This is a genomic window from Kitasatospora sp. NPDC051164 (genome assembly GCF_044455625.1).
In the GTDB taxonomy this organism is placed as follows: Bacteria; Actinomycetota; Actinomycetes; order Streptomycetales; family Streptomycetaceae; genus Kitasatospora.
The window spans coordinates 1-9810 of sequence record NZ_JBITFB010000086.1 but is presented as its reverse complement, the minus strand read 5'-3'; the positions used below and the strand labels follow the sequence as shown (position 1 = coordinate 9810).

At 71.3% G+C, this 9810-nt stretch carries 10 protein-coding genes and 1 pseudogene; 6 read left to right on the top strand and 5 right to left on the bottom strand.

The window, feature by feature from the left end; genetic code table 11:
* The 3 genes and pseudogenes from ACIBEC_RS47055 to ACIBEC_RS47045 all read left to right on the top strand — a co-directional run.
* Positions 1 to 123, top strand: a pseudogene (locus ACIBEC_RS47055) (NmrA family transcriptional regulator); the annotation flags it as partial.
* A gap of 203 nt (positions 124 to 326) precedes the next feature.
* On the top strand, positions 327 to 926 hold the full coding sequence (locus tag ACIBEC_RS47050; protein WP_396290839.1) for a DUF1772 domain-containing protein: 600 nt from the start codon (positions 327 to 329) through the stop codon (positions 924 to 926).
* Positions 927 to 1193: 267 nt separating this feature from the next.
* Positions 1194 to 1907, top strand: a complete 714-nt coding sequence (locus ACIBEC_RS47045; RefSeq protein WP_360510085.1) for a polysaccharide deacetylase family protein — start codon at positions 1194 to 1196, stop codon at positions 1905 to 1907.
* A 109-nt stretch (positions 1908 to 2016) separates the two neighbouring features.
* Here ACIBEC_RS47045 and ACIBEC_RS47040 read toward each other — a convergent pair whose 3' ends face one another.
* Complete coding sequence (locus ACIBEC_RS47040; RefSeq protein ID WP_360510086.1) at positions 2017 to 2511, bottom strand: anthrone oxygenase family protein; 495 nt, start codon at positions 2509 to 2511, stop codon at positions 2017 to 2019.
* Positions 2512 to 2755: 244 nt separating this feature from the next.
* On the opposite strand from ACIBEC_RS47040, the gene ACIBEC_RS47035 reads away from it, so the two are divergent.
* From ACIBEC_RS47035 to ACIBEC_RS47025, 3 genes are all read left to right on the top strand, one after another.
* Positions 2756 to 3763, top strand: coding sequence for an AraC family transcriptional regulator (locus ACIBEC_RS47035; RefSeq protein WP_360510087.1), 1008 nt, complete (start codon positions 2756 to 2758; stop codon positions 3761 to 3763).
* A gap of 123 nt (positions 3764 to 3886) precedes the next feature.
* Positions 3887 to 4465 (top strand): TetR/AcrR family transcriptional regulator, encoded by a 579-nt coding sequence (locus ACIBEC_RS47030; protein ID WP_360510088.1) that lies wholly within the window; start codon positions 3887 to 3889, stop codon positions 4463 to 4465.
* An 84-nt stretch (positions 4466 to 4549) separates the two neighbouring features.
* Positions 4550 to 5707: an SGNH/GDSL hydrolase family protein gene (locus tag ACIBEC_RS47025; protein WP_360510089.1), complete on the top strand. Its 1158-nt coding sequence runs from the start codon at positions 4550 to 4552 to the stop codon at positions 5705 to 5707.
* Between the two features lie 103 nt (positions 5708 to 5810).
* Here the strand turns inward: ACIBEC_RS47025 and ACIBEC_RS47020 are convergent, their stop codons facing one another.
* Genes ACIBEC_RS47020 through ACIBEC_RS47005 form a run of 4 tightly spaced genes read right to left on the bottom strand, consistent with a single transcriptional unit; the run spans position 5811 to position 9382 of the window.
* Positions 5811 to 6467 carry a 4'-phosphopantetheinyl transferase superfamily protein gene (locus tag ACIBEC_RS47020; protein ID WP_360510090.1) on the bottom strand — a complete coding sequence of 219 codons (657 nt, stop codon included), beginning with the start codon at positions 6465 to 6467 and terminating at the stop codon, positions 5811 to 5813.
* Positions 6468 to 6473: 6 nt separating this feature from the next.
* The gene (locus ACIBEC_RS47015) at positions 6474 to 7370 is read right to left on the bottom strand and encodes an alpha/beta fold hydrolase (protein WP_360510091.1); all 897 of its coding nucleotides are present in this window, start codon (positions 7368 to 7370) and stop codon (positions 6474 to 6476) included.
* Positions 7371 to 7401: 31 nt separating this feature from the next.
* Positions 7402 to 7872, bottom strand: coding sequence for an SRPBCC family protein (locus ACIBEC_RS47010; RefSeq protein ID WP_360510092.1), 471 nt, complete (start codon positions 7870 to 7872; stop codon positions 7402 to 7404).
* A gap of 34 nt (positions 7873 to 7906) precedes the next feature.
* Positions 7907 to 9382 (bottom strand): FAD-binding protein, encoded by a 1476-nt coding sequence (locus ACIBEC_RS47005; RefSeq protein ID WP_360510093.1) that lies wholly within the window; start codon positions 9380 to 9382, stop codon positions 7907 to 7909.
* Between the last annotated feature and the right edge of the window lie 428 nt (positions 9383 to 9810).

The window sequence follows — 9810 nt, the reverse complement described above, 5'->3', positions numbered from 1 at the left end:
GTGATCCTGGATGGTCGCAACGCGTCGTTGGGTGACGGGGTGCGGCGGGCGTTGGGTCGTGAGCCGCGGGACTTCGCGGACTACGCCCGTGAGGCCGCCGCCTCGGGCGTGTGGAACGCGTGACCAGCCGGACGACCGAGCTGACGGACCCGGAAGCAACACCTGCCGTTCGTACGGCAGTTCAGTAGATCTTCGGTGCCGGGTGGAGTAGGCCCCCTGACCGTCCGTCCCGGCTGTGTCCGGGAGGGGTGAGGAGGCCGGCGCCCGCCGGGTACCGGGAGGGTCCCCGCGCTGGGCGGGGACCGGGGAGAACCGAAGGATCACCTATGCGTTCCAACCAGACTGCGACTCCTGCTTCCTCCACCGCTCCACAGTCCTTCACCGGCCTCGCGCCGGACGGCTCGGCCCCGGTCGTGCCCGGCACGCGCAGCAAGGCCGCCGGGCCGCTGTTGGTGGGTGCCACCGTCGCGATGGGGTTGATGGCGGGGCTGTTCTTCGCCTTCGACGTGTCGGTGATGCCCGGTTTGGCGGCGGGTGATGACCGGACGTATGTGACGGCGATGCAGCACATCAACAAGTCCATCGAGAACGGCATGTTCGGCCTGGTGTTCGTCGGGGCGTTCGCGGCGACGGGTCTGGCGGCGTGGCTGCAGCACAAGGCGGGTCGTCGGCAGGCGGCGCTGTGGGCGGCGGCGGCGACGGTGCTGTACGTGGTGGCGCTGCTGGTGACGATGGGCGTCAACATCCCGCTCAACAACCAGCTGGCGGCGGCCGGTGACCCGTCCCAGATCCAGGACCTCGCGGCCGTGCGGGCCAAGTTCGCCGACACCTGGGTGCCGGTCAACATGCTTCGCACGGCGCTGTGCACGGGCGGCCTGCTCGCGCTGACCCGCTCCCTGGTGCTGCACGGACGCTCCGGCCGCTGAACCAAGCAGCCCCGCACCGCACCGCGATCGGCGCCCCCGGCGGATCCCGTCGGGGGCGCTTCGGCGTGTTCGGCCACGGCGTGTCTCGGTCAACTCGTGCCGTGCCAAGGCGTCTCCCGTCAAGGCGTGCCGGGCCAAGGTGTGCCCGGTCAACCCGTCGTGCGGCTGGCCGATTTCACCCGGTTCCGTCACTCGGCGGGTCGCGGCGGGCCCGCCTTCGGCGCAGACTGGCCGGTGGCACCGGAGTTCCGACCGCAGGGGGCAGGCATGTCCGTACGACCCGCGAGGCGCAGGACAGTTGGACGTTTCCGGACCGCGATCGGCGCGCTCGCCGTCGCCTTGGCGGCGGGAGCCGCGGCCACGTTGCCCGCCGCACCGGCGGAGGCGGCCGGCGGCACGGGCGTCACGGCCGGCACGGGCGGCAAGGTCGTCTACCTCACCTTCGACGACGGCCCGAGCCCCGCCTACACGCCCAAGGTCCTCGCGACGCTCGCCCGCTACGGGGTGCGCGCGACCTTCTTCGAGATCGGGCAGAACGTCTCCGCCCACCCCTCGCTCACCGCGCAGGTCGCACGGCAGGGCCACAGCGTGCAGAACCACTCCTGGTCGCACCCGGACCTGCGCCGGCTCTCCGGCTCCGCGCTCAACTCCCAGGTGAGCAGTACGGACCGGGCGATCCGCGCCCAGACCGGCCGCACCCCGACCTGCCTGCGCCCGCCGTACGGTGCGGTCAACGCCGCGGTGCGCTCGCGCGCGGCGGCGCTCGGCAAGCAGGTCGTGCTCTGGTCGGTGGACCCGACGGACTGGTCCCGGCCGGGCACGGAGGCCATCCGCTCGCGGGTGCTGAACAACGTCCGCCCGGGGTCGGTGATCCTGCTGCACGACGGCGGCGGTGACCGCAGCCAGACGGTGGCCGCGCTGCCGGCGATCATTTCGACCCTCAAGGCGCGCGGTTACGGCTTCGCCACCCTGTGCGGCTGAGGCCGCCCAGGGTGGCGTCGGCAAATCGGTTGGCAAATCGGTTTGGCAAAGCGGGTGTCGGCAACGCACGCGTCGGCAGAGCGGGTGTCGGTTCCGCCGAAGGACGGGGTCAGCTCTGCCCGTTGAGCACCAGTGCCCAGGCGAGGCAGCCGAGGGCGGCGGTGGAGAGCAGGGCGCGCAGCACGTTGAAGCGCACCCAGCGGGCCTCGAAGCGGCCGCGCACGCCGGCCGGGTCGGCGATCCGCTGCGGCGTTCCGGCGGCGGCGAGTTCGTCGTTCAGGGGGATGTTGATCGAACGGGTGACCCCGATCGTCGCGACGTACAGCACGAGCGCGGCGATGGTCGCCGGCAGCACGTCGTGGCCGTCCGACGGCAGGTGGAGGGCGACCGCGGCCGCCGTGGTCAGGAGGGCGCCGACGAAGCCGAGGACGAACCAGCCGTTCAGAATCGCCACGTTGACGCGCTGCATGACCTCGATGAAGGTCCGGTCCTCGACCCGCGCCAGCGCGGGCATGACCGAGCACGCGAAGGCGTAGAACAGTCCGGCGGTCAGTCCACAGGTGACAGTGGCCGCCACCAGGACGAGTGTGCGTGCCGTTTCCATCGTCGTGAGCCCCTCACTTCTCGCAGTTTTCGCTGCTTCTCGCTGTCGGTGTCGCTGTGTCGTTCTATCGCTGTGCTGCTGTGCTGCTGTATCGCGGCATCGCGATGTCGCTGGCGCCGCGTGTCGGTCCTACCCCCGTGGGGCAGATCATCCGGCATTTGCGGCGCCCGGGCCACCTCGTTCACTCAAGAGTCCCTCAAATGATGGGACGTCAAATAATGTCCCTGCGTCTACACTTGACGGCATGGACACTCTGACGGGACTCCTCGACGGCCCCAAGGCCCGCGGCGCGTTCCTGCTGCGGTCGATCCTGACCCCGCCGTGGTCGCTGCGGATCGAGGACCGGGCCCCGCTCTCGGTGGTGACGATGGTCCGCGGTGAGGCCTGGATCCTGCCCGAGCGCGGCACCCCGCTGCTGCTGCACCCCGGGGACGTGGCGATCGTGCGCGGCCCGGAGCCGTACACCGTGGCGGACGACCCGGACACGCCGGTGGACGTGATCGTCGGCCCGGGCCAGGTCTGCACCAAGGGCGGGGTGGACGTCTCCGAGGTGATGTCGCTCGGCGTCCGGACCTGGGGCCAGGGCCGCGAGGGCGACCGGGCCTCTTCGGTGGTCCTCTCCGGCACCTACCAGGCCGAGCACGAGATCGGCCAGCGTCTGCTGGGCTGCCTGCCCGCCCTGCTGGTCCGACCGGCCGGCACCGGCGCCGACGACACCCTGGTGCACCTGCTGGCCGCCGAGATAGGGCGCAACGAGCCCGGCCAGGAGCTGGTCCTGGACCGGATCCTCGACCTGCTCGTGGTCTCCGTCCTGCGCTCCTGGCTCGCCGCCCCCGACTCGGGCGCCCCCGCCTGGTACCGCGCCCAGCACGACGCGGTGGTCGGCCCGGTGCTGCGGATGATGCACGACGACCCGGCCACCGCCTGGACGGTCGCGGAGCTGGCCCAGCGGGTCGGGGTCTCCCGGGCCGGCCTGGCCCGCCGCTTCACCGCCCTGGTCGGCGAGCCCCCGATGGCGTACCTCGCGGGCTGGCGGCTGGCCGTCGCCGCCGATCTGCTGCGCGAGCCCGAGTGCACCGTCGCCTTTGCCGCCCGCAAGGTCGGCTACAGCAACGCCTTCGCCCTCTCGGCGGCCTTCAAGCGGGTGCGCGGCGTCAGCCCGCAGGAGCACCGCCGCCTCGCCGCGACCGGGGCCCCGGCGCAGCCGGTGGGCTTCTCGGGTCCGGCGGAGACGGTGATCCTGGCGGGTTGAGCCGAAGGAGCGAGGCCTTCGCCTCAACGGTGATCCCATTTGCCTAAACCATTTAGGTAATTCCATACTGTCTGTAGCGCACCGGTGCGAGCGGCGCGACCGTCAGTACGGGAGGAAGCACACATGGCACGGGCAGGACTGACCGTCGAACGCGTGGTCGTCGCGGGCGCCGAACTCGCCGACGAGGTCGGATTCGAGCAGGTGACCGTCGCCGCGGTGGCCAGGCGCTTCGGCGTCCAGACCGCCAGCCTGTACTCCCACGTCAAGAGCTCCCAGGACCTCAAGACCCGGATCGCCCTGCACGCCCTCGAGGAACTCGCCGACCTCGTCGCCGACGCCCTGGCCGGCCGCGCGGGCCGCGACGCGCTCGGCGCCTTCGCGGACGCCTACCGCGACTACGCCGCCCGCCACCCCGGCCGCTACGACGCCACCCGCCTGCGCCTGGACGCCGAGACCGCCGCCGCCAGTGCGGGCGTCCGGCACGCCCAGATGACCAGGGCGATCCTGCGCGGCTACGACCTCACCGAGCCCGAGCAGACCCACGCGGTCCGCATGCTCGGCAGTGTCTTCCACGGCTACATCAGCCTCGAGGCGGCCGGCGGCTTCAGCCACACCGCCGTCGACGCCCGGCAGTCCTGGGACTGGATCATCGACTCCCTCGACACCCTGCTCCGGCAGGGCGGCGCCCGCACCACCACCTGAACCCCCGTACGGCGCGCGCCGCGCACGCACCGCCCGCCCGGCGCCTGCGCGCACTCCGCCCGTACGACGACCCGAAGAAGCGCCATGACCACGATCACCACCCCCGTCACCGAAGACCTCCTCCACGGCCACCTGGACGTCGAGCGGACCCGCCGCGGCCTGCTGCCGCACCGCCTACCGGCCCGCGCCCGCCGGCAGATACCCGACGAGCAGCTCGCGATGGCCGAGTCCCAGCCCTCCGGCGTCCGCCTCGCCTTCCGCACCCGCGCCACCGCGATCACCCTGCACGCCGTCCCCACCAAACGCGCCTACCCCGGCGTTCCCGACGTGCCCGACGGCGTCTACGACCTCCTCGTCGACGGCGCCCTCACCGCCCAGGCCACGGTCCCCGGTGGCAACCTGCGCACCGTCGACCTCACCACCGGCCGCTTCGAACTCACCGAAGGCCCCGCCGGCAGCGCCCGGTTCACCGGCCTGCCCGCGCGGGACAAGACCGTCGAACTCTGGCTCCCGCACACCGAGACCACCGAGCTGATCGCCCTCGAAACGGACGCCCCACTGGAGGCCGTCCCGCCCGGCGCGCGCAAGCGCTGGGTCCACCACGGCAGTTCGATCAGCCACGGCTCCAACGCCGCCCACCCGAGCGGCACTTGGCCCGCCCTCGTGGCCAACCGTGCGGAACTGGACCTGGTCAACCTCGGCTTCGGCGGCGGCGCCCTGCTCGACCCCTTCACCGCGCGCACGATCCGCGACACCCCCGCCGACCTGATCAGCCTCAAGCTCGGCATCAACCTCGTGAACACCGACGCGATGCGGCTGCGCGCCCTCACCCCGGCCGTCCACGGCTTCCTGGACACCATCCGCGAGGGCCACCCGACCACGCCGCTGCTCGTCGTCTCCCCGCTGCTCTGCCCGATCCACGAAGACACCCCCGGCCCGCTCGCCCCCGACTTCAGCAGCGGCACCCTCCGCTTCCGGGCCACCGGCGACCCGGCCGAACGCGCCGCCGGCCGCCTCACCCTCACCGTCATCCGCGAGCACCTGGCCCGCATCGTCGCCGAACGCCGGGCCGACGGCGACTCCGCCCTGCACCACCTGGACGGACTCGCCCTCTACGGCCGGCCCGAACACGACACCCACCCGCTCCCCGACGGCGTCCACCCCTCCCCGGAAGCCCACCGCCTCATCGCCGAACGCTTCGCCCGGCTGGCCCTCACCCCGGGTGGCCCACTGGCGCCGTGACCCGCCGTGACCCGCCCTGGCCTGGCCGCGCTGGTGAACACCAGCGCGGCCAGGCTCACCAGCAGCAGCGGAGCGGGCCCGCCGGCGACACGAGTAGCCGTACTCAACTCGATGGCGGAAGAGCGAACGCCGTGATGAGGATCCCCTCGTGGGCGCCCCACCGGCCGATGCCGACACCGGGGCGGTGAGGATGCCGGGCGGTGAACGTGCCGTCGGGTCGGACCGCGACGGTGATCGCGGCGAGAGCCGTCCACGTGCGGGTCAGCGGGTGGACAGCCTTGTAGACGGCCTCCTTGGCGCTGAAGAGAACAGTGTCCCAAGGGACCGCGCCCACCGGCAGCACGGCGAGCCGCCGCCGCTCGCCCTCGGTGCTCACGAGATCCAGGACCCCGCGCGGGAGCGGACGGACAGGCTCGGCGTCGATCCCGAGCGAGACGTGCCGACCGGTACTGGTGACCGCACAGGCCGTGTAGCCGTCGGTGTGGGTGATGCTCCCCACGGCACCCGACGGCCACTGCGGCGCACCCCCGGGCCCGGGCAGCAGAGGCGCCGACGGATGGCCCAACTCGGCCAGCGCCCGGCGGGCGAGCGTGCGGGCCGTCGTGAACTGGTGTCGGCGGCGCGGGGAACGACCCCGGATGTAGGCCGCCTCCGCAGGGTGGAGACGGCCCGCGTCCAAGGCGCCGAACGCTTCGGCGCACCGGACGTACGGCGGCAACAGCGAGCCCAGGACGCCGGCGGGAGCGGTGATGGCGGTCACGGCGGGTCAGCGGCCGGCCAGGACCAGCTGGTGGACGTGGTGGGCGATGTGCTGAGGAGTCTCCAACGGCAGCATGTGCCCGACTCCGACAACCTTGTGCAGCGTCGCCTGCGGGAGCGCGGAAACGAGCTCCTGGCTGAAGGCCGGCTTGACGACCTTGTCCTCGGTGCCGGTGATCACCACGGTGGGCGCCGTGATCCCGGCCAGCCCGGCCCGCTGGTCCATCTGCTGCGTGGAGGCGAAGCAGGCGGCACGCGTCTGCGGCAAGGTACTGGCGAAAAGCCGCCGGTTGGCCTCACGGGCCTCCAGGGTGGCACGCGGTCCATGCGTCTGGCCGAGCAACCTGCGCCCCAGCCACGGCGTCCGAAGCGCACGACTGAACAGCTGGGACCCCATCATCTTCACCTCGCTCGCCGGAGTGTCCTGCCCGTGCGAAGCGGTCGACACGAGCACCAGCCCGGCAAGCCGCCCGCCCGCACCAGCCGTGCGCGAGACCGGAAGCCCAGCCGCCCAAGCAAGCGCCGCATAACCGCCACCCGAGTGCCCTACCACCACGACCGGCCGCTCCGCCGTCGTCAGCGTCCGCACGACGGTGCCCAGGTCCCGCCCGAGCCGCTCGATGCTGATCGGCTCCCGCCCGACCGTCGACGAGGCATGCCCACGCTGGTCATACGTGGCCACGGTGTGCCCGGCGGCAGCCAGTTGGTGAGCCGTGCTGTGCCAGACGGTCCGGGAGGCGGCCCACCCGTGGACGAGAACGACCAGCGGCCGCGTCGGGTCGGGCGTCTCGGGCTGGTGGACCGTGATGGCAAGGCGCGCGAAGTCGTCCGTGGTCGCGGCGTGATCGGTGGCCGTGACGGCGTAATCGGCCGGCAGGGCAGGGATTCCGACGGCGGTCTGCATGAGGTCCTCCGGTTTTTGATGGCTTGTTTGTTTATTCGTTGTCGGCGAGGTGGTGGTGGAGGTTGGTGAGGGCGTCTTGGGTGGCGGCGGTGTGCTTGATGGTCAGGTTGGTGAGTTTGTGGAGGAGCCTGGGCCAGTGGTGGGGGGTGGCGGAGAAGGTGATCGTGAGTTGGGTGTGAGTGTTGTTGTGCTGGGGGGTGAGGGTGTAGGTGGTGGTCCCGTGGAAGTGGCCCGTGTGGGTCTGGGTGAGGGTGTGGTGGGGGGTGATGTGGGTGGTGGTGCTGGTGAAGCGGAGTTTGGGGCCGGGGTTTCCGACGCCGGTGGGGTGGACGGTGATGTGAGTGGTGCCGCCGGTGGTGTGAGGGGGTGTGGGGCCGGGTTGGTGGGTGTTGTGGGGGTGCCACCAGGTGGTTTTGCCGTTGAGTTCGTCGAGGATGGCGTTCCAGACGGTTTGGGGCGGGTGGGGGAGGAGGGTTTGGTCGGTGTGGTGGATGGCGTGCATGGGGGTTTCCTTTCGGGGGGTGGGTGTTTTGTTGTTAGGGGAAGATGTTTTGGCCGGGGGTGAGGGTGTGTGTGGGGTCGTGGTGGTTCTTGGCCGCGGTGAGGGTGCTCCAGCGGGGGCCGTAGTGGGTTTGCCAGTCGGTGGGGGTCATGTGGGGGACGGCGCCGACGGGGTAGCGCTTTGCGCCGAGTTGGGTGGCGCGGTCGTAGAGGCGGCGGTTGCGGCTGAGGGCGGGTTGGGGGTCGGTGTCGGGGCGGGGGAAGGTGAGGAGGTCGAAGAGATAGGCAATGGGTTCGTTGGGGGTGATGGCGTAGGGATGGGTGAGCTTGTCGGTGGGGAAGGGGTAGCAGAGGAGGAGGCCCTGGCCGATGTCGTCGGGGGTGAGTTGGGGAAGGGTTTCGGTGAGGAAGGTGTGGGTTTGGGAGGCGGGGAGGAAGAGGGAGAGCCAGGGCTTGGGGGCGTTCCAGTAGCCGAGGTTCTTGATGGTGTCGGCGAAGGTGTCGGCGCGGTAGGTGTAGTCGCGGTAGGTGGTGTCGGTGGTGGCGGTGTGGGTGGGGTTGAGACCGGTGAGGAGGGGTGTGGGGTCGGGGGGTGTGGTGCCGTTGTAGTGGGCGACGGCTTCGATCTTGTAGAGGGGGGGTTGGCCGTCGGGCTGGATGAGGATTTCGCCGGTTTGGGAGGGGAAGCGGCCGTCGAGGAGGGTCTGTTGGTCGGCGAGGTAGGTGGTGAGGTCGTTGTAGTGGAGGGTGAGGACGAGGGCGCGTTCGGGGGCGGGGACGAGTTTGACGGTGGCCCGGGTGATGATGCCGATTTGGCCGGCGCCGGCGAGGGCGGTGTGGAAGACATCGGTGTTGTGGGTGGGGGTGGCGGTGAGGACGCGGCCGTTGCCGGTGACGATCTCGATGGCCTCGACGGTGTCGGCTTGGAGGCCGTATTTGTGGACGGTGGAGCCGATGCCGCCGACGCTGATGGTGCCGCCGATGGAGAGGTGGAGGTAGTCGGTGAGGCAGGGGGGTGTGAGGCCGTGGGCGAGGGCCGCGTCGGTGAGTTGGGCCCAGGTGACGCCGGCGTCGACGGTGGCGTTGGTGGGGGTGATGCTGTGAATGCGGTTGAGGGCGCGGGCGTTGATGCTGATGCCGCCGGCGACGCCCGCTTGGCCGTAGTTGGAGTGTGATTCGAGGTCGTTGCCGGTGCCGCTCTGGCCGTTCATGGCGACTTTGAGGTTGTTGCGGCGGGCGAAGTTGATGACGGTGGCGATGTCCTGGGCGCCGGCCGGGGTGAGGACGGCGTAGGGGGTGGCGGCGGTGAGGCGCCCGAAGTCCTTGGCGAAAGCGGCTGTGGTGGCGGGGTTGGTGGTGAGGGTGCCCTGGAGGGCGGGAGCGGGGATCAGGTGTCCGCTGGTGGGTCCGTCGGCGGTGGTGGCCCAGGAGCGGGTGATGGTGTTGTAGCCGATCACGGTGGCAGCGGCTCCGGTGAGCAGGGCGCGCCTGGAAGGGTGCGGGCGGTTCATATCGGGCGGGTCTCCCAGCGGGTTGCGTGAACAAGACAGAACACGGCAGAACAAGGCCAGCCGGGCCGCGGCCGGGTCGTGGCGGGCGGTGCCCGGCGGTGCTCGGGTGGTGCGGGCCGGTTGGGTGGGGGTGGTTGGGCAGCGGGCCGTGCTGGTGCTGGTGCTGGTGCCGTGCCGGATTGGTGGGGGTGCCGTCGCCGGTGGCTGGTGCGGGGTGCTGCTTGTTTCTGGCGGTCCGGGGGGGCTCTGGCTGGGTGTGGCCGGGGTCCTGTGGGGGCTGTGAGCTGTGGGGTGTGGCTGGGTGTCAGGTGTTGTTGGGGGTGTGGGGTTTGTTGGGTTTGGGTGTGGTGGTGTGGTTGGTGTGGGTGGTGGTTTGGTAGTTGGTGAGGTCGAGGTGGCGGGTTTGGTGGGTGAAGCGCCAGGTGTAG